Genomic DNA, 19419 nt, shown 5'->3' on the forward strand with positions numbered 1-19419 from the left:
TGTGGACCGCCGGCGCCCTTTCACAGCTGCAGCCCGAACCGGTGCATACCATCGTCGAGACCATCAAGACGCCAGCCGTTTGCCGAGAAGAATTCGAAGGCCCCTGGGTTGTCCGGGTCCACGTAGGCGACCCAGCCCTTCGTCGGTGGATGCCCGGCCCAGGTCACCACCGACAGCAAGGCCCGACGTCCGATCCCGGACCGGCGCATCCGCGGACACACGGCAAGATCGGTGATGGCGTGCTCAGAGCCCGAACCGTCCCAGGCACACCCGGCGAGCGCCGCCGGTGTGCCGTCGGCACCGTTGACCACAAGCTGAACACCTTCGGTTTCCGACAGGACGTGTTCCAGCCACTCGTCATCGAGCGGACCCAATCGGCGATTGAGTTCCTCGTCGCCGAACCACGCCGAGATCCACCCCCAGTCCGCCCGTGTCATCGGTCGCACGTGCAGGCAGTTCGCATGTATCGGCTCCACGGCGCCCATCATCGCAGTTGATCCAGAAACTCAGTGCCGGCGGCAAGCCCGTCACCGGGACATGGGTGCGCCGACCAACCACGCTCCGCCCTCCGGGGTGCCGGACTTCGCCACCGGCGAGGTCTGATCGGCCTCATCCGGCGGCGGTTCCGACAACGGCATCGCCCCGCAGCACAACTTGGACTCGCCGGTGTGCCCGTCGACGACGTAGGTGACTTGGCCGAACTCCGCTACCACCCGTTCGCACAGTCGTCGGCGTTGCCAGGGATCGCGGAGGTCGGCAGCGATGGCAAACACGCTGTTTCGGCTTTGGTTCGACAGGATTCGAGCCAGTGATCCCGTGGTTCGCGCGGTGACCACCACTCTGACACCGCGGTCGAGTAGTGCCCGCGCATACTCGTAGCTCTGGTCGGTGTCGGCATCGACAACCAGCACCACGTCCTCGGCGGTGTTGTCGGGTGCCATACCCTCCATCAAACTCTCGCTCATTGTCACGGCGCTGTGAGTTGGATCTTCGTGCACTGAGCACTGGCTGTCAGTGCGCCTCGAGCCGGTAGATCCGCTGCGCGTTTCCCGAGGCGATCATGTCGACAACCCGGACCGCGTCCGCTTCACTCCACTGCCCGTCGGCGACAAAGCCGCCGAGCACCCGCAGCATTCCGTCGCGCCACAGTCGCGAGCCCAGATAGTGGAGTTCCGCCGGCCCGAAGGCATCCGAGGAATACAGGATCTTCCGGAACGGCGCCATCTCCAGCAGCCGGGCGATGAAAGCGCCGGCGCGGGCGCCGAGGAAGTTGATGCTCAGGCCACCATCGAGATAGACGTTGTTGAATGCCTGGGCAAGATAGCCCGCTTCCCGTTCGTAGGGGTAGCAGTGCAGCAGCGTCACCGGGGTGTCACCGGAGTTACGCAGGAACTCCAGCAGGTGCAGCGGATTGGTGCGGTGCAGATCACAGTCCCGGTCGCCGAATCCCACGTGCAGTTGCAGGGGTTTCCCGAGGCGCAGCCCCTGATACAGCCCGAACCGCAGCAGTGTCCGGTCGGTCAGGGGCCCGGCGCCGGTGTCACGCCACCGCTGCGCCGCCGCATTCACCTCGACGGTGGTGGGCTCGGTCAGATCGCCGTCGAAACCGCCCCGGTATGCCAGGATCGATTTGGTGCCCACCGCCGTGGCAGCCCGGCGGTGCAGAACCTCACCAAACGCCGTGACATAGTCACCGGACAAAGCCACCGCCTCCTCGGCGACCTGTTCCAGGCGGACCACCTCGTGGGTTTGCCCACCCGCCAGGTCGGCAAGTTGACTCAGATCGGTGACACCGTCGGCAAACCCGGTGTCGACCACCCACTCCGACACTCCCGCCGAACGCAGGAACAGCCGCGCCAGGCCCTGCTCCCCCAGCTCCGACCGGCGTTCCCAATATCGCTGTGGCTCAACATGTCGAGGCAGACCGAGCAGCGGCGCGCAGTGGTTGCGCACCGCAAAGCCGAGCTGGCTGTCGAACGCGGAGTCGAACTCGGCCACCGGCTCGGTGTTGGCCTCGTTGAGGCCGTTCTCGAAGCGCACGCGGGATCCGGCGGTGGCCCAGCAACCGTGCACATGGTGGTCCACCAGGGGTACGGCCGCGATGTGTTCGGCCAGTGCCGCTGTCACTCAGAGACTCCACGCCAGCCGGAACTTCGCCGCGGCTTCCTCCGGTGACAGGTCGCCGTACTGTGCCCTCTCGTAGCGCCGCACCGCGACCAAGGCGTCGACCGCCTGCTCCCCCAAGATGGCGCGCATCAGCGCGGAACCGTCGAGCGCGGCCAGGACATCGGCCTGCGATTCCGGCAACAGCACCGTACCGGCCGCGGCCCGGTCCGCGTCGCTGAGTGTCGCCGGATCCACCGCGGTCTCCTCCGGCAGCGCGGCTTTGCGGTCGATACCGTCGAGAGCGAGCCCCAGGATGGCCGCCGAGCCAAAGTATGGGTTGGCCGACGGATCGACGATCTTGACCTCGACGTTGGCACCGTAGGGGTTGGCCGGACCCCCGAGCAGGAAGCGGAGCGCGGCTTCGCGGTTCTCGACTCCCCAGCAGACATATGCACCTGCCCACTGTCCGGGCCGCATCCGCAGCCCGGACAGCAACGATCCCGCCAGCACCCCCTGGGCCTGCGGCAATCCCTGCAGCACACCGGCTATCGCGTGTTCCCCCTCCTGGGTCATTCCGTGGGGCCCGGGACCGCCGGAGAACAGCGGTTGTTCACCCCGGGACAGCGAGAAGTGTTGGTGGGCACCAGAACCAACAGATCCGGCAAAGGGAACCGGCGAGAAGCTGACCCGCAGACCGTACCGGCGGGCCACTCGGCTGACGATGATGCGCATCAGCACCAGGTGATCGGCGGCGGCCACCGGGGTTCGCGGCGTCAGTGAGATCTCGAACTGATTGCCGCCATACTCCGGGTGCAACTGCTCCAGGCCGACACCCGCCGCGCTGGCCGCCGCGGTGACATCTCGGATGAAACCTTCGTACTCGAGCACGCCGGCCAGCCCGTACTGGGCCCAGGCGTTGGTCGGCAGCGCGGCGCCGTCGGGGCCGACGAGCACAAACTCGAGTTCGTGACCGATCCGTGCGCTCAGTCCCCGCTCGGCGAGCTGGTGTTCCAACCGCAGCAGCACGCCGCGGCTACAGGCGGGCACGGCCGCACCGTCTTGAGTGAAGAACTGTCCTGGCGCCCAAGCCAATCCGTCTCCGATGAGGCGCAACGCCGCCAGGTCGATGCGGATCCGCTGATCGCCGACCACACTGATGTCGTCGGTGAACGCGATACCGGCCTGATCGATGGCAAATCCATGCCATACCGGGCTGGCGCCCAGCCCGGTATCGGCGAACGCATTGATCCGCGTGACCGGAACGGTTTTGGCGTGAGTCAGGCCTGCGGGATTGACCACTGTGCCCACCACCGTCACCACGTCGTTGGCCTCGAGTTGGGCGACCGATGCGGCGGGAGCGGGCGCTGCTGTCATGCGCGACTGGGCAGGGTGAGCTTGCAGGCCTGGCCGATGTCGAGGGTGCGCAGCATCCGGCCCATACCCACCCACATCGCGCAGGACAGGGCCAGATCGGCCATCAGCTCGTCGGAGAAGTGTGGACGCGCCCGCTCCCAGAAATCTTCGTCGTCACGCAATTTCGTGTGTTCGGTACCGAACCGGTGCGCGAACTCGGCGGCGATGCGCTCCTGTTCGCTGTAGCCGGACCAGGTCCGCCACTGTTCGGCGTGGCTGTACAGATCTTCGTCCACGCCGGCCGCCGGCCCGTCGGCATCGCGGGTATTGATGCAGACCGTGCATTCGTTGTCGTGGGCGATCACGATCCGGGCGAGTTCACGGACCCGCAGCGGCAACCGGTTGTTGTTGTACACCGCATGCGTGTAACCCGCCATTGCAGCGCCGATCTCCGGCGATTTCAGGATCCAACCCGCTACATCGTCTGCCGGGAACTCTCCGATTCGGCTCATGACGGCGATGCTACGCCCGGGGGCCAGGCAGTGGAACGTGTTCTAGTTTTTCGTCGACCCAGTCGCGCTGCATCAGCATCCGGTGGGCAATCCGTTCCAGCGCGGCTTCAACATCGTCACGATCCGGACGGCCTTCGAACGTCGCCGATTGGGACAGTTTCACCAGAATGCGACTCACGATCACCGACGAGGCTGCGTCGACCTGGCGGACCCCGGCCTGGGTGAGCCACATCTGGTCGCCGGTTCGCAGTGCGTGCCCACCGGCGACAAGATTGTCGAAGGTCGGTTCCAGGATCTCGAACGGTAGTCGCAGTCGGTCTCCGATTTCGCTGAGCCGGGCGGTGCCGAATGCCTGGTTCTGCCGGTAGATCTGCAGCAATGCCCACAGTCGGGCGACATCGAGCTCACATCCGTGACGTCCGGCGATATGGCGCAGCCGGATTTCGGGTGAATCGCGGAACATCCGGCTCACCGCGGTCTCGAGGATCTTTTCCGGGGAGTCGGCGCTCGGCACTCCGAAGCCTTCGCCGAGATCGGCCGCCGACGCCGCCTCCATATCGCGCAGCGGCACCTCTTTGAGGAACAACGAGACCACAAACCCGAGCAGCGCGACGGGTACGGCGCAGAGGAACACCCGGCTCAGAGAATCGGCATAGGCGTCGACGATCGGGGCGGCCATCTCGGCGGGCAGCAGATGCAGTGCTTTGGGTGACTCGGCGGCGGTCGGTGGCGCACCGGCGGCCACCAGCGCAGGCCCGATGCGGCTTGCCAGGAAGTTGACGAACAGGGACCCGAAGACGGCTGCACCGAATGCGCTGCCGATGGTGCGAAAAAACGTGACGCCCGAGGTGACGATGCCAAGATCCTCGAACCGGGAGGTGTTCTGCACGATGATCACCAGAACCTGCATGCACAGCCCGATACCGGAGCCGAGCACCAACAGGTACAGCGACTGCAGCCACAGCGAGGTGTCGGCGTCCAAGCGGGACAGCAGCAGGAATCCGAGGGTCATGATCGCGGTGCCGGCCACCGGGAAAACCTTGTAGCGGCCGGTCCGTCCGACGATCTGGCCGCTGACCATCGACGTCGTCAGCAGCCCGAGCACCATCGGCAACGTGCGCAGGCCGGACTCGGTGGCCGACACCCCGTCGACAAATTGCATGAAGGTGGGCAGGAAGGTCAAGGCTCCCAGCATGGCGAAGCCGACGATGAAGCCGAGGATGCAGCACACCGAGAACACCGGGCTACGGAAGAGCCGCATCGGCAGGATGGGTTCGGCCGCCCGGGTCTGGACCCAGACGAACACCACCAGCGCGACAACCGATCCGAGGAACAGCCCGATGATCACCGGCGAGGTCCAGGCGTATTCACCCCCGCCCCAACTGGTGGCCAGTGTCAGACCGGAGGCTCCCAGGCCGATGAACAGGATTCCGGCGTAATCGATGACGGGTTTGGCGGAGCGGGCCAGCGAGGGGATGGCCGCAGCTCCCACGATGAGGACCACGATGCCGACCGGGACGTTGATCCAGAACGCCCAGCGCCAGCTCAGATGGTCGGTGAAGAACCCGCCGAGCAATGGCCCGATGACGGTTGTCACCCCGAAGACCGCGCCGAGGGCACCCTGGTAGCGGCCGCGCTCCCGCAGCGGGATGACCTCACCGATCAGTGCCATCGCGGTGACCATGATGGCGCCACCGCCGATCCCCTGGAGTGCCCGCGCCGCCACCAACATCGACATCGATCCGGCCAGCCCGCACAGGACCGAGCCGGCCAGGAAAAACAGCACCGAGACACCGAACACCGGTTTGCGTCCAAAAAGATCACCGAGCTTGCCGACGATGGCGGTGGCGACGGTCGAGGCCAGCAGGTAACTGGTCACCACCCACGACTGGTGACCGGCGCCGCCGAGGTCGGCGACAACAGTGGGCAGCGCGGTGGCGACGATGGTCTGGTCGAGCGCGGCCAGCAACATTCCCAACAGCACAGCCACGAATACGAAGTTGCGGCGTCGAGAACTCAGAAGTGGACTGGCCGACTCGGGCAGAGCAGAGTACGACACGATAGTTAGTTACACTAGCATTATTTTGCGCTGGCCCAGGGTGAGGCCCCGCGCCGCGTGGTACTGCTCGAGGACATGCGGGGTGGGTTCGCCCGTGTAGGTCTGAGAACCCTCCAGCGACCAGTTCGGCGGCTCGTCACCACCGGCCAGTACCCAGGCCGCCTGACGGGCCGCGCCGAGGGCAACGTACTCGCCGGGTGTCGGCACCTCGACGGGCCGCCCGAGCACCGCAGGCGCCAGCCGGCGGACCGCCTCCGAATGCGCGCCACCCCCGACCATGAGGACCCGCTCCACGGCGACACCCTGCTCGGCGATCTTGTCCAGGCAGTACGCCATCGAACACAACAGACCCTCGACCGCGGCCCGGGCCACGTTGGCCGGTGAGAGGTTTGTGGTGCTGGCCCCCTGGAGCGCACCGCGGGCCTCAGGCAGATTGGGAGAACGTTCGCCGTCGAAATAGGGAACCCAGACCAGCCCTTCGGCGCCTGCCGGAGCCGACAGCGCCAGGTCGGAGAACGCCGCGAGGTCGACCCCCAGCATCTTGGCGACAGCGGCCAGCACCGGTGCGCCGTTGAGGGTGCAGACCAGCGGCAGCTGCCGTCCGGTGGCGTCGGCAAATCCCGCAACAATCCCGTCCGCGTCGTGCGGGGCGCTCTCGCCCACCGCACTGATCACTCCGGAAGTCCCCAGGGACATCACACAGTCACCGGGCGCGGCCCCCAACCCCAGTGCGGCCGCCGCATTGTCGCCGGCCCCCGGTCCCAGAGCCGCTCCGTTGCCGGCACGGCGCAGAGCCGACTCGGCCGGTCCCAGCACCCGGGGCGTGTGCGGCAAGCGCCCACGCATCGCCAGGAGCAGCAGGTCCTGCTTGTACGTGTTGTCCTCGGCCGAGAAGTATCCGGTTCCGCTGGCATCGCTGCGGTCGGTGACCAAATCGCCGATATCCGTGGAACCGGCCAGCCGCCAGGTCAACCAGTCGTGCGGCAGGCACACTGCAGCGGTGCGGTCGGCGTTGTCGGGTTCATTGTCGGCCAGCCAACGCAGCTTGGTCACGGTGAAGGAAGCCACCGGCACCACACCGACCTCCTGCGCCCAGCTCGCGGCGCTGCCCAGCTCGTCGATGAGGTCGTCGGCAGCAGCCGCGGAACGCGTGTCGTTCCACAACAGTGCGTCCCGGACCACATGGCCGGACGAATCCAGGCACACCATGCCGTGTTGCTGCCCGCCGACCGATACGGCCTCGACATCGTCGAGACCGCCCGCGGCCTCGGCGGCCGTCTGCAGCGCCTCCCACCAAGCGGCCGGATCAACCTCGGTCCCACCGGGGTGGGGAGCCGAGGCCGACCGGACGATCACGCCGGTGTCGGCGTCACAAACCAGAACTTTGCATGACTGTGTAGACGAATCGATACCCGCGACAAGTGACACGCCGACGAGGTTACGCGTGCAACTGGCCCACGCGTGTCACTGAGGGGGACGCGCCACACACTGCGCGAGATAAAGCTGCTCTCCCAGCTTGTCCATCAACTCCAGCTGCGTTTCGAGGTAGTCGATGTGTTCTTCCTCGTCGGCCATGATGGTCTCGAGCAACTTGGCACTGGTGCTGTCCTGCCTCTCACGGCACAGGATGATCCCCGGCCGTAGCCGCTCGGCGACCTCCAGTTCGATGGCCAGGTCGGATTCGAACTGTTCCCGTAGCGTCTGGCCGACGCGCAGCGAGAACAGCCGCTGATAGTTGGGCAGGCCGTCGAGCAGCAGGATGCGATCGGTGATGGCCTCCGCATGCTGCATCTCTTCGAACGACTCCTTGCGGGTATGCGCCGCAACTTCGGTGAAGCCCCAGTTGTCCTGCATCTTCGAATGCAGGAAGTACTGATTGATTGCCGTCAACTCGCTGGTCAGCTGCTCGTTCAGCAACTTGAGAACGTCTGGATCGCCTTGCATGAGGGCTCCTTGAGAACAGGCTTGTGTACACGGGCTGTCAGTGCAATCGCTCACGGAGCGCTGGGCTGTGCGCACATCCGCTGCGCTCTTGAATCTAGCCGAGTCCGAGCCTCAAAGCACTAGCCAATCGCCGAAAAAACCGCCCCCTACCTGCGGTTTTATCGTAGGCACACCTAACTGAGGGAGCCCTAACAAAATCAGCGAACTTAGGTTAGACTTCGCTAATCATGCGAGTCGATCTGCGCCAGGGAGTGTGATGTACGTCTGCCTCTGCACCGGTGCCACCAGCCACTGTGTCGCCGATGCAGTAGCCAAGGGAGCCTGCACGTCCAGGCAGGTCGCCGCGGCCTGCGGAGCAGGTTCGGACTGCGGACGGTGCCGAGTGACGGTGCGGGCCATCATCGCCGCCGCTCTGGCCGAACAACCCGCCGGCGTCGCCTCGTGATTCAGCTTTTCCCGGTGAACTCCGCCAATGCATCCGCGTTGGCCTGAGCACCCATCAACTCGACAAAACACGCGTTCTCCCTGGCCCGGGCAGCATCGATCTCCGCCCGAATCGGCGCCACCATTGTGGCCTTGACCGCCTGCAGGCTCGCGATCGGCCGCGACGCCAACACCTCGGCGTGCCGGCGGGCCTCCCCCAGCAGCTCGTCGGGCTCACACACCTTCCACACCAAACCCATCCGCAGCGCTTCCTCGGCACTGACCCATTCCGAGGACATCAGCAGCCACGCCGCGTTCTGCCTGCCGATCAACTGCGGCAACAGATACGACGATGCCGCTTCCGGTGCCACCCCGAGACTGGTGAACGGGCACTTCAGCTTTGCCGTGGCCGACATGAAGGCGATATCGGCAAAGCCCAGGATGGTGGTGCCGATCCCCAGACCCAAACCGTTGACGGCACAGATCAGCGGCTTGGGAAAGACGGTCAACGCGTCGATCAGCCCCATGAAGCCGTGCTCACCGGGAGTGAAATCCGGATCGGTGATCCGAGCCTGCATCTCGGCCAGATCAGTACCGGCGCTGAAGGCCCGGCCCGTCCCGGTGATCAGGACCACGGCAACCTCGGGATCCTCGGCCGCTTCCCGCAACGCGACCGTGGTGGCGTCATACAGAGCCTCGTTGAACGCGTTGAGCGCCTCCGGACGGTTCAACGTCAGCGTGCGTACCCGGTTGTCATCAGCGGTCTGAAGTGTCACGCCCGGCAGCTTAATGGGTCTAGTTTCCACCGTCCCTGATTAGGGCTAGTCAGTCGTGAACGCCGATCGCCACACATAGCGACTCGTCGGCACCGTGTCGATGTTCTGGTTCGCGCCGAAGGCCGAGGTACTGGCGACCATTGCCGAAATCCGGCGCCCCAGCTCAGTGTCATCGTCAGTGCCGAAGAATGCCCTGACATCGGAGACCGCGGCGTCGGGGAACAACTCCTCGACTATCGCCGCCAGCTCCGGCGCGCCCGGCGTCAACGCCCGAACGACTGCGTTCTGGACATAACCGAACGTCGCCTGTGTTTCGATGGCCACCGGCGTGTGGTCGATCTGCCAGCGGTGCCGCCAAGTCCCCTCGTCGAGTTCAGGAGGCCTGCGCAACAGCGCGATGTTCGCCAAACCCGTTGTCCTACTGCCCGGTTCGGTCACCGGCGGCGGCAATGGAACGGATTCGGTGACAAGATAGCCGAACACATCGGAGGCGATCTCGCCCAGCTTCGCAGCGACTGCCCCCAGCTGCGGCCCGTAACTCTGCTGCGCCCACACACTCACGACCGCGTCCACCGGCGGATCCAGAGTTGTCAATGTCATCAACGAATCCCGCACCGGCGCATCCTTGACATTGATCGTCAGCCCGGGCACGCCGAGATCCAACAGGTCTCGAGCCACCGGACCACGCAGCCGCTCACACCACTGGTCGTCACCTCCGGCAGTGCTCGAATTCGACCGCAACACGAAGATGACCTTCTCCATGTCGCGAATCTACCTGGCAAACACCGGCGCATAATGTCGGGATGGGCAAACTCCGTGCGCTCGAACCGATGTTTCGGCCACCGTGGCCGTACGTCGGAGAGGTCGCACGCAGCATGCTCGGCATCCTGCTCGCCGTGGTGCTGGCCGTCGAATGGGGGTCACCGACTGCGGTGATCGCGGCGGGCGGCACGGCGGCGATCGCCGGAACCACTGCACTGCAGGACAACCCGCACGACCGAATGCCCGCGGTGCTCGGCGTCTCCGCGGCCGCCGGGGTCGCGGTGTTCCTGGGAACGTTGACCGCGCCCCACGGCCTGTGGTTCACCGCAGTCGTCGTGATGTGGTCGATCGGAGCCGGCCTGCTGTGGGCCGTCAACGCCAGCACCGCGCTGGTGGCCGCGGCAATCACGGCGCTGCTGATCAGTAGCGCCCACCAACCCACATCGTCGGCCGACGCCGCCCTCACTGCGGCGCTGGCCGTCACCGGCGGGCTGACCCAGGCCGTGCTGGTCGCCGCCTGGCCGGCCCACCGATGGCAGGCTCAGCAAGCCGCACTCGCCGACGCGTACCGGTCGGTGGCAGCCGGGGCGCGCGAACTGGCCGCCGATCCCGAGGCGGCGCTGGACGTCGCTCCGCTGTTCACCCTGCGCGACACCTACACGATGACCGAACGACAGGCTCGGCGTCGCCCGCCCGCGTTTCGCGGCCTCTTCGGCCTGCCCGAACGCATAGCGATGACACTGACTGCGCTCCGGGCGAATTCATCGGGACCCTCGACACAGGCCCTCATCCTGGCCGCCGCCGACGCCCTCGATGCCATCACCGGCAGCAGTCGCACCGCCCGCTCCGACGCCGGGCGCGCGCTGTCCGCCATCGACGCCGCCGTCGGCCACGTACCGAACGCCGCGGTGCTGTCGGCACACCGCCTGCAGACTCAGCTCCGGGAAGCCGTATCCCTGCGGTTCACCGGGTCGACCACTCCGTTGCGCAGGGTGGCGGCCGGGCGAGCGTCCGTGCGCTCGCAGCTGCACTGGAACTCCCCCGTGCTGCGGCACGCCGTCCGCCTGGGTGCGGCGGCCGGAGTGGGTACCGCTGCTGCCGCCCTCACCGGGATGGCGCAGGGCTACTGGATGGCGCTGACCGTGCTGCTGGTGTTGCGCCCGGAAACCGCACATACCTACACCCGATGTGTCATCCGAGTCGGTGGCACCCTCGTGGGCATCGTGATCGCGACCTCGATCACGGTGCTCACAAATCCCGGCTGGGCGATGTCGGCCGTGCTGGCGGTGCTGTTTGTCGGAATCGCCTACGCGATCTCCGGGATCAGCTACGTGCCGGTGACCGCCACCTTGGCGGCCACCGTGGTGTTCCTCGTCGATGTCACCGGTGGCATCCACGCCGACACCCTCCGCGAACGCTTGGTCGCGACGATCATCGGCGGCGCCTTGGCCGTCGCCGGCCACGTGATACTGCCGGATCGGTCGCTGGTCCGCCTCAACCAGCGAGCCGGTGAGCTACTCAAAGCCGAGATCGACTACAGCGCAACCGTCGTCTGCGCGCTGGTGCGGCCACACAGCGATACCGCCGAGGTGATCGCCGCAGCGTGGGAGCGGGCGGTGCGGGCACGGTCCGCCTTCGAGGCCGCCAGCGGCTCTACCCGTGCCGACAACCCCGCGGTTCGGCGCTGGCTCACCGGCTACCGCGCGGTGATCAACGCCGTGACCGGGTCCTGCGCCATCATGGAATCCCAGGTTCCGACCGCCGACCCCGGCACTCTCGACCGGAGGTTTGTCGTCGCTGTCTATGACTTCGTCGATGCGCTCCGCGGCGACACCCCACAGCCCGGTCAGGCCTGGACTCTCGACACCACCCATCTGATCGCCACCGAACAGCAACTCCGGGAGTCGGCCGCCTTCCTCGGGCGCAGCGACATCGCTGCGCGCGTGCTGGTGGCCGAGGCGGAGACCATCACCCGACATCTGTTGACCGTCACCGCATACACCTGAATGGTGTTGCCCGCCTGGGCGCAGCTACTGGTCCACGACAAACGGAACTTCGGTCCCCGGTGCCAACACCACATACATCCGTCGCCAGGGATCGTCGCCGTGCAACTGCCATTGGTGACCGCTGCCCGCGGTGTCCTCGGCAAGCAGCACATCGCCGGGGCCCAAGGTGAATTGTTCGCCGTCGCGGGTGAGGAACTGCAGTGTGCCGGCCAGCGTCACCACCAGCTGCCGGACCGGAGCGGTGTGCCAGGCCAGCGATCCGCCGCCGGCGGTCTCTTCCACGGTGACGTGTGCCGACGACATCGACGGCGACACCAGATCACCGTTGCGGCCGGGCCGCATCTCCAGGCGCCCGACCTGCACGTGAGAACCACCATCTTGCCCGGTCCACAGCCGGACGCACCGAATCATGGTGGAGATGCTAGACCGGCGCCCACCACTAGAGTTCGAGCATGACGACTGGCACGGCGGATCCAGGACCGTATTACGACCTCGGCGCCTACTGCCGCCCTGTCGAAACCACCTCCCCGCAGGCGCAACTGTGGTTCGACCGTGGCCTGGTCTGGGCGTATGCCTTCAACCATGGCGAAGCAATTGCGTGTTTCGAGAAAGCTCTGACCCACGACCCCGGCCTGGCGCTGGCCCGTTGGGGTATCGCCTATGCCAGCGGCCCCAACTACAACAAGGCCTGGGAGGCCTTCGACCCCGTCGACCTTGCGGTGTCGCTGGCCCGGGCCCGCCAGGAGCTGCAGCTGGCCCGCGACGGGCGAGCCACCCCGGCAGAGCGGGACCTGATCGAAGCGCTGGCCGCCCGATTCCCCACCGACGATCCCGAAGATGTGGAGGCCCTCGCCGCTGGCCACACCGCCTATGCCGACGCGATGCTGATGGTGGCGAGCACCTACCCGGATGACATCGACATCCAGACACTGGCCGCCGATGCACTGGTGAACGTGACCGCGTGGGCGCTGTGGGACACCCGCACCGGAGAACCCGCAGCCGGCTCACGGGTGGCCGAGGCCAAACGAATCCTCGACGCCGCGCTGGCCACCGGCACGGGCCGGGCCCATCCGGGGCTGCTACACCTCTACATCCACACCATGGAAATGTCGGCGCACCCCGAGGACGCGCTACCGGCGGCCGACCTGCTGCGCGGCCTGGTCCCCGACGCGGGCCATCTGCAGCACATGCCCACCCACATCGACGTGTTGTGCGGCGACTACCACAGTTCCGTGGTGTCCAATCAGTCCGCCGTCGCGGCCGACCGCAAGTTCGTCGAACACCAAGGGCCACTGAACTTCTACTCGTTGTACCGCGCACACGACCTGCACTTCGTCGTGTACTCGGCCATGTTCAGCGGACAATATCGGGTGGCACTGGCCGCTGCCGACGAACTGGCAAGCCAGCTCACCGCCGAGCTGCTGTCGATCACCTCCCCGCCGATGGCGGACTGGTTGGAAGCCTTTGTGCCGCTGCGGATTCATGTGCTGATCCGCTTCGGACGCTGGAATGAGCTGAGCGCCCAGCTGTTGCCCGACGATCCCGAGCTGTACTGCACCACAGCGGCCACCGTCCACTATGGCCGCGGTGTCGCACACGCCGCCCTTGGGCAGATCGAGCAGGCCAAAGCCGAACGGGCAGCATTCGAGACGGCGTATGCCACGATTCCGCCGAGCCGCTATCTGTTCAACAACACCAGCCGTGACATCCTCGATGTGGCGCGTGCCATGCTCGACGGCGAGATCGCTTACCGGAAGGGCAATTTCGATGCCGCCTTCGAATACCTCAGGGCAGCCATCGAACTCGACGACAACCTCCCCTATGACGAACCCTGGGGCTGGATGCAACCCACCCGGCACGCTTACGGCGCGCTGCTGCTGGAGCAGGGCCACGTCGAGGAGGCGGCCAAGGTGTACGAAGCGGACCTCGGCCTGGACCCGACGCTGGCCCGCCCCTGCCAGCACCCGAACAACCTCTGGAGCCTGCACGGCTATCACGAGTGTCTGCAACGACTGGGCCGTGCCGACGAAGCCGTGATAATCAGCCGGCAACTGGATCTGGCGAGGGCGCGGGCCGATGTCCCGGTCACCGCGTCGTGCGCGTGCCGGATGGATGTCGATCCCGTAGTGCGTACACTTCGGACTCGTGGGCCTGACCGACCGTGACGTCGAATGGCTGGCGCGCTGTGTCGAGCTGGCGCGCGCCGCCCTGGACAACGGCGATGAACCGTTCGGTTCGATCCTGGTCGACGCCGACGGTAACACCCTGTTCGAAGACCGCAATCGGGTAAAGGACGGCGACGCCACCCGACATCCCGAGTTCGCCATCGCCCGGTGGGCCGCGGAGAACTTGGCGCCGGTACGGCGGATCCGGGCCACCGTCTACACCTCCGGTGAGCACTGCCCGATGTGCTCGGCCGCCCACGGCTGGGTGGGACTGGGCCGCATTGTCTACGCAACCTCGTCTCAGCAGTTGTCGCAGTGGCTGGAGGAATGGGGCGCACCACCGCCACCAGTGGCGGCGCTGCCCATCAGCACCGTCGCACCGCGGGTGGTGGTCGACGGGCCGGCCCCCGAACTGGAAGTGGAGATGAAAGCGCTGTACGAGTCCAGGTTCCGCCCATGACCGAACCCGAATGGGTCTCGCACGCCATCTGGTGGCAGGTCTATCCACTGGGCTTCGTGGGGGCATTCCCCGCCGATCCGGCACCCGGGTCGGATGAACACCGGTTGGCGCGGGTCGCGGATTGGTTCGACCACGCCGTCACCCTCGGCGCGTCCGGTATCGCACTCGGGCCCGTCTTCGCTTCCCGCACACATGGTTACGACACCACCGACCATCGTGTCATCGACCCGCGGCTGGGTGACGACGCCGATTTCGACAGCCTCGTCGACGAAGCCCACCGCCGCGGGCTGAAGGTGCTACTCGACGGCGTGTTCAACCACGTCGGTACCGACTTCGCGGTCTACCGGGCCGCTCTCGACGGTGACACCGAGGCCATCGGCTGGTTCCGCGGCCGCCCGGGCCGGTTCCACACCTTCGAGGGCCACGGTGACCTGATCACTCTCAACCATGGCAATCCGGCGGTGGTCGACTACACCGCTGACGTGATGTCGCACTGGCTCGATCGAGGCGCCGATGGCTGGCGCCTCGATGCGGCTTACGCTGTGCCGCAAAAGTTCTGGTCCCAGGTGTTACCACGGGTCCGCGAGCGGCATCCGGATGCTTGGATCGTCGGCGAGGTGATCCACGGTGACTATGCCGCGATGGTCGACGAGGCCGGATACGACGCGGTGACCCAGTACGAGCTCTGGAAAGCCATCTGGAGCAGCCTGAACGACGGCAACTTCCACGAACTCGACTGGGCACTGCAGCGCCACAACAAATTCCTGGACAGATTTGTCCCCCAGACCTTCATCGGCAACCACGATGTCACCCGCATCGCGAGCAAACTCGGCGACGAGCGCCACGTCGCACACGCGCTGGTCCTGTTGCTGACCCTCGGCGGTGTCCCGACGATCTACGCAGGCGACGAGTTCGGCTTCCACGGCGTCAAAGAGGACCGCGCCGGTGGCGACGACGCAGTACGCCCCGAGTTCGGCGCTCCCCCGCTGCAGGCCGATGCCCGCGGCCGGGAACTGTTTGCCCTGCACCAGTTCCTCATCGGGTTGCGTCGGCGCCATCCGTGGCTGCACCGCGCCACCTCCGCACCGCTGCAGGTCAGCAACCGTGGGTATGCCTACGAGGTCCGTGCGGGCGACCAGGCGCTGGTGGTCGCGCTCAACATCGACGATGCGCCGATGGCCCTCGATCAGGCGGGCCAGGTGATCGCAGGCTCCGGAGCCCCACCGGCCGAGCTGGTCCAGCAGACCCAGGTGCCACCGAACGGCTGGCTGATCCTGTCTCCCTGAGCCGGCGTTTGCAGGCTAGTGTTCTCAACCGATGACGACAAAGCCCGGAAAGCTGGAAGGCCGGCTGCTGATATCGCGGATCAGCATCCAATCGAAGCTTCTGGTGATGCTGTTGCTGACCAGCGTGTTGTCCGCGGCGGTGGTCGGATTCATCGGATATCAGTCCGGCCAGGACTCACTGCGCGCATCGGTGTTCGACGGCCTGACCGAGATCCGTGACGCCCAGAACCGACAGTTGCGGGCCCAGTTGGCAGACCTACAGAACTCGCTGGTGATCTACTCTCGCGGCTCCACCGCCACCCAGGCCATTCAGGCGTTCACCGACGGCTTCGATCAACTTGCCGCCACACCCGTCACCCCCGACCAGCAGCGCTCGATCGTCGACTTCTACACCAACCACTTCGCCAAGAACGAGGCCGAAGAGATCGGCGCGGACATCGATGTCCCGGCCACCCTGCCGAAAGGCAACGCCGCGCAGTATCTGCAGGCCCACTACACCACCCCGTTCCCCGACCCGGACCAGGCCATCGACAACGACGACGCCGGCGACGGCAGCGCGTGGTCGGCGGCCAATGCCCGGTTCAACGACTTCTTCCGGGAGATCGTCACCCGTTTCGAGTACGAGGACGCCCTGCTGCTCGACACCCGTGGCAACGTGGTCTACAGCGCCTACAAGGGCGTCGACCTGGGCTCCAATGTCTTCACCGGCCCGTTCCGCGGCGGCGAACTGGGCGACGCCTATGAGCAGGCGCTACGCAGCAACGTTGCCGACTACGTCGGGATCACCGATTTCGGGTACTACGCGCCCGCGGACGAACCGACGGCCTGGCTGGTGGCACCGGTCGGCCCGCCGGACCAGGTCGAAGGGGTACTGGCGCTGCAGTTCCCGGTCTCCAAGATCAACCGGTTGATGACGATGGATCGACGCTGGGAAGAGTCCGGGATGGGGGTCACCGGCGAGACCATCATCGCCGGACCCGACGACCTGATGCGCTCGGATTCCCGGGTGTTCCTCGAAGACCCGCAGCGGTACAAGCGAGAGGTCATCGAGGCCGGCACCCCACCGGACGTCGCCGACAAGGCGCTGCGACAGCATGGCACCACCTTGGTGCAGCCCATCCAGACCGATGCCGCCCGGCAGGCCCAGCGCGGCAACAGCGGCACCTTGATCGCCCCCGATTACCTCGGACAGCAGACACTGCAGGCCTACGCCCCGGTGGACATCCCGGGACTGCACTGGAGCGTGATCGCCAAGATCAACACCCAGGAGGCCTTTGCCCCGGTATCGGCGTTCACCCGCACGCTGGTGCTCTCCACCGCCGCCATCATCTTTGTCGTGTGTCTGGCGGCGATGCTGTTCTCGCGGTTGTTCGTCCGCCCGATCCGACGCCTGGAAACGGGCGCCCAACAGATCAGTTCCGGCAACTACGAGATCAACTTGCCCGTCACCTCTCGAGATGAATTCGGCGATCTGACCGCGGCATTCAACGACATGAGCCGCAACCTCGCCATCAAGGACGAACTGCTCAACGAACAGCGCCGGGAGAACGACAGATTGTTGCTGTCACTGATGCCCGAGACCGTCGCCCAGCGCTACCGCGAGGGCGAGGAGAACATCACCCAGGACCATCAGGACGTCACGGTGATCTTTGCCGACATCGTCGGTCTCGATCAACTGTCCTCGGGAATGAGCTCCGAGGAGAATCTGGCCGTCGTGAACCGTCTGGTTCGCGAATTCGACGCCGCTGCAGACGATCTCGGAATCGAACAGGTGCGCACCCTACACAACGGTTATCTGGCCAGCTGCGGGCTGAACATCCCGCGGCTCGACAACGTTCGACGCACCGTCGATTTTGCGGCCGAGATGCAACGCATCATCGACCGATTCAACGGCGAAACCGACAGTGATCTGCGACTTCGCGCCGGGATCGACACCGGCACCGTCACCAGCGGCCTGGTCGGCCGATCCAGCCTGGCCTACGACATGTGGGGAACCGCAGTCAATCTCGCCTATCAGGCCCAGAGCGGCTCACCGCAACCCGGTGTCTACGTCACCTCCCGGGTCTATGACCTGATGCGCGACAGCAAGGACTTCACCTCGGCGGGTGTGATCGGCGGCGAGGACGGGGACGAGCCCATCTGGCGCCTCACGGACCGGCCATGATCGCCGAACTTCTCGGCGACCCGTGGTTCGTCTGGGCGGTTGCGGTGGCGGTCGGGCTGCCGGTACTGCTGGTCGCGCTCACCGAGATCCAGCACGCGCTCGTTCGCCGCGACAGCGTGTTCGTGCGACCGGTGGCGTTGATCCGCAACTACATCCTGCCGCTGGGGGCCCTGCTACTCCTGCTGATCAAGGGTTCGGAGGTCTCGGCGGAGACCACGCCGGTGCGGATCGTGGCCACGGTGCTGGGATTTGTGGTTGTGGTGGTGCTGCTGTCCGGCCTCAACGCCACGCTGTTCCGCAGCGCCCCGGAAGGCAGCTGGCGCAAGCGAATTCCGACGATCTTCCTCGATGTCGCCCGCTTTGCACTGATCGCGGTCGGGCTGGCGGTGATTCTGTCCTACGTGTGGGGCGCCAACGTCGGTGGGCTCTTCACCGCACTGGGCGTCACCTCGATCGTCCTGGGCCTGGCCCTGCAGAACGCCGTCGGCCAGGTCATCTCGGGTCTGTTGCTGCTGTTCGAGCAGCCCTTCCAGCTGGGCGACTGGATCGACACCCCGTCATCGCGTGGCCGCGTCGTTGAAGTGAACTGGCGCGCAACCCATATCGATACCGGCAGTGGACTGCAGATCATGCCGAACTCGGTGTTGGCCGGGGCGTCGTTCACCAATCTGAGTCGGCCACCCGGCGCCCACACCATCTCGGTGGAGACGGTGTTCGACAGCGAGGATCCGCCGGATGACGTGTGCGGCATGCTGACCCGAATCGCCGGCACCCTGCCGCAGCTCAAGCCGGGCGCCCGGGCATCGGCGGTGACCACCGGCACCGGCAAGTACAGCACCACGATCCCGCTACGGTCACCGTCTGATGACAGGGCTGCCAGAACCACGTTCCTGCGCTGGATCTGGTACGCCTCCCGGCGGGCCGGGCTGCACCTCGATGAGGCCTGGGACGACTTCAGCACCCCGGAACGCGTCGCGACGGCACTGCGGTTTGTTGCTCCCACCCTGCGACTCACGCCGGCAGAACAGGACGAGCTCGCTGCGAACGTCCGCGTCGTGCGGTACGGCGCCGAGGAGACCATCCAGTTCCCGGGTCAGGTCCCCAAGCGGATGACGTTTGTGGTCAGGGGCCGGGTCCGGCTGACCGCGACCTCCGACGACGGCCTGGTGATCCCGGTCCAGATCCTCACCGAGGGCGACTTCCTGGGCCAGACGGCGCTGACTCGGGAACCGGTCTCGGCCGGCGCCCATGCCGTCGAAGAAGTGACCGCGCTCCAGATCAACCGGGTGCACCTGGAGAAGCTGGTGGAGACCAAACCGGTTCTGCTGCACGACATCGGCCGCGCCATCGAGGAACGCCGGACGTGGGTGCGTCGGGCGCTGGACATCGGGGACGACTGACTC

General features: G+C 66.2%; 18 protein-coding genes. 7 read left to right on the top strand and 11 right to left on the bottom strand.

Annotated features, from left to right (window positions below):
* Nucleotides 1–20: 20 nt before the first annotated feature.
* The 8 genes from WBB07_RS04290 to bfr all read right to left on the bottom strand — a co-directional run bounded on the left by WBB07_RS04290 (nucleotide 21) and on the right by bfr (nucleotide 7974).
* On the bottom strand, nucleotides 21–437 hold the full coding sequence (locus WBB07_RS04290) for a GNAT family N-acetyltransferase (protein ID WP_526305062.1): 417 nt from the start codon (nucleotides 435–437) through the stop codon (nucleotides 21–23).
* Nucleotides 438–527: 90 nt separating this feature from the next.
* Nucleotides 528–941, bottom strand: coding sequence for an SDR family NAD(P)-dependent oxidoreductase (locus tag WBB07_RS04295; RefSeq protein WP_526305064.1), 414 nt, complete (start codon nucleotides 939–941; stop codon nucleotides 528–530).
* Between the two features lie 70 nt (nucleotides 942–1011).
* The gene (locus WBB07_RS04300; RefSeq protein WP_526305066.1) at nucleotides 1012–2127 is read right to left on the bottom strand and encodes an amidohydrolase family protein; all 1116 of its coding nucleotides are present in this window, start codon (nucleotides 2125–2127) and stop codon (nucleotides 1012–1014) included.
* Complete coding sequence (locus tag WBB07_RS04305) at nucleotides 2128–3480, bottom strand: type I glutamate--ammonia ligase (RefSeq protein WP_526305068.1); 1353 nt, start codon at nucleotides 3478–3480, stop codon at nucleotides 2128–2130.
* Nucleotides 3477–3971, bottom strand: coding sequence for a carboxymuconolactone decarboxylase family protein (locus WBB07_RS04310; protein ID WP_526305070.1), 495 nt, complete (start codon nucleotides 3969–3971; stop codon nucleotides 3477–3479). The genes WBB07_RS04305 and WBB07_RS04310 overlap by 4 nt, the downstream gene beginning before the upstream one ends.
* Before the next feature lie 10 nt (nucleotides 3972–3981).
* Nucleotides 3982–6030, bottom strand: coding sequence for an MDR family MFS transporter (locus tag WBB07_RS04315; RefSeq protein ID WP_526305072.1), 2049 nt, complete (start codon nucleotides 6028–6030; stop codon nucleotides 3982–3984).
* Nucleotides 6031–6039: 9 nt separating this feature from the next.
* On the bottom strand, nucleotides 6040–7458 hold the full coding sequence (gene xylB, locus WBB07_RS04320; RefSeq protein ID WP_526305074.1) for a xylulokinase: 1419 nt from the start codon (nucleotides 7456–7458) through the stop codon (nucleotides 6040–6042).
* 36 nt (nucleotides 7459–7494) lie between these two features.
* A complete protein-coding gene (bfr, locus tag WBB07_RS04325; RefSeq protein ID WP_526305076.1) occupies nucleotides 7495–7974 on the bottom strand; it encodes a bacterioferritin in 480 nt (159 codons plus the stop codon).
* A 256-nt stretch (nucleotides 7975–8230) separates the two neighbouring features.
* Between bfr and WBB07_RS04330 the strand changes: the two genes are divergently transcribed.
* On the top strand, nucleotides 8231–8419 hold the full coding sequence (locus WBB07_RS04330) for a (2Fe-2S)-binding protein (protein WP_526305078.1): 189 nt from the start codon (nucleotides 8231–8233) through the stop codon (nucleotides 8417–8419).
* Between the two features lies 1 nt (nucleotide 8420).
* Here WBB07_RS04330 and WBB07_RS04335 read toward each other — a convergent pair whose 3' ends face one another.
* Nucleotides 8421–9173, bottom strand: coding sequence for an enoyl-CoA hydratase/isomerase family protein (locus WBB07_RS04335; RefSeq protein WP_526305080.1), 753 nt, complete (start codon nucleotides 9171–9173; stop codon nucleotides 8421–8423).
* Nucleotides 9174–9218: 45 nt separating this feature from the next.
* A complete protein-coding gene (locus tag WBB07_RS04340) occupies nucleotides 9219–9935 on the bottom strand; it encodes an EthD domain-containing protein (RefSeq protein WP_526305082.1) in 717 nt (238 codons plus the stop codon).
* A 41-nt stretch (nucleotides 9936–9976) separates the two neighbouring features.
* Here WBB07_RS04340 and WBB07_RS04345 point away from each other — a divergent pair, with 41 nt between their 5' ends.
* Nucleotides 9977–11941: an FUSC family protein gene (locus tag WBB07_RS04345; RefSeq protein WP_526305084.1), complete on the top strand. Its 1965-nt coding sequence runs from the start codon at nucleotides 9977–9979 to the stop codon at nucleotides 11939–11941.
* A 24-nt stretch (nucleotides 11942–11965) separates the two neighbouring features.
* Here the strand turns inward: WBB07_RS04345 and WBB07_RS04350 are convergent, their stop codons facing one another.
* Nucleotides 11966–12304, bottom strand: coding sequence for a cupin domain-containing protein (locus WBB07_RS04350; RefSeq protein WP_526305086.1), 339 nt, complete (start codon nucleotides 12302–12304; stop codon nucleotides 11966–11968).
* Nucleotides 12305–12393: 89 nt separating this feature from the next.
* On the opposite strand from WBB07_RS04350, the gene WBB07_RS04355 reads away from it, so the two are divergent.
* The 5 genes from WBB07_RS04355 to WBB07_RS04375 are packed head-to-tail and all read left to right on the top strand — an operon-like array spanning nucleotide 12394 to nucleotide 19416.
* Nucleotides 12394–14106, top strand: coding sequence for a tetratricopeptide repeat protein (locus WBB07_RS04355; protein ID WP_526305088.1), 1713 nt, complete (start codon nucleotides 12394–12396; stop codon nucleotides 14104–14106).
* Nucleotides 14087–14566, top strand: a complete 480-nt coding sequence (locus WBB07_RS04360; RefSeq protein ID WP_526305090.1) for a nucleoside deaminase — start codon at nucleotides 14087–14089, stop codon at nucleotides 14564–14566. Before WBB07_RS04355 ends, WBB07_RS04360 begins: the two co-directional genes overlap by 20 nt.
* Nucleotides 14563–15852, top strand: coding sequence for an alpha-amylase family glycosyl hydrolase (locus WBB07_RS04365; RefSeq protein ID WP_526305092.1), 1290 nt, complete (start codon nucleotides 14563–14565; stop codon nucleotides 15850–15852). The genes WBB07_RS04360 and WBB07_RS04365 overlap by 4 nt, the downstream gene beginning before the upstream one ends.
* A 31-nt stretch (nucleotides 15853–15883) precedes the next feature.
* Nucleotides 15884–18016 carry an adenylate/guanylate cyclase domain-containing protein gene (locus tag WBB07_RS04370; RefSeq protein WP_526305094.1) on the top strand — a complete coding sequence of 711 codons (2133 nt, stop codon included), beginning with the start codon at nucleotides 15884–15886 and terminating at the stop codon, nucleotides 18014–18016.
* A complete protein-coding gene (locus WBB07_RS04375; RefSeq protein WP_526305130.1) occupies nucleotides 18016–19416 on the top strand; it encodes a mechanosensitive ion channel domain-containing protein in 1401 nt (466 codons plus the stop codon). Before WBB07_RS04370 ends, WBB07_RS04375 begins: the two co-directional genes overlap by 1 nt.
* Nucleotides 19417–19419 lie beyond the last annotated feature (3 nt).

Source organism: Mycobacterium sp. (assembly GCF_049647605.1).
Classification (GTDB): Bacteria; Actinomycetota; Actinomycetes; order Mycobacteriales; family Mycobacteriaceae; genus Mycobacterium.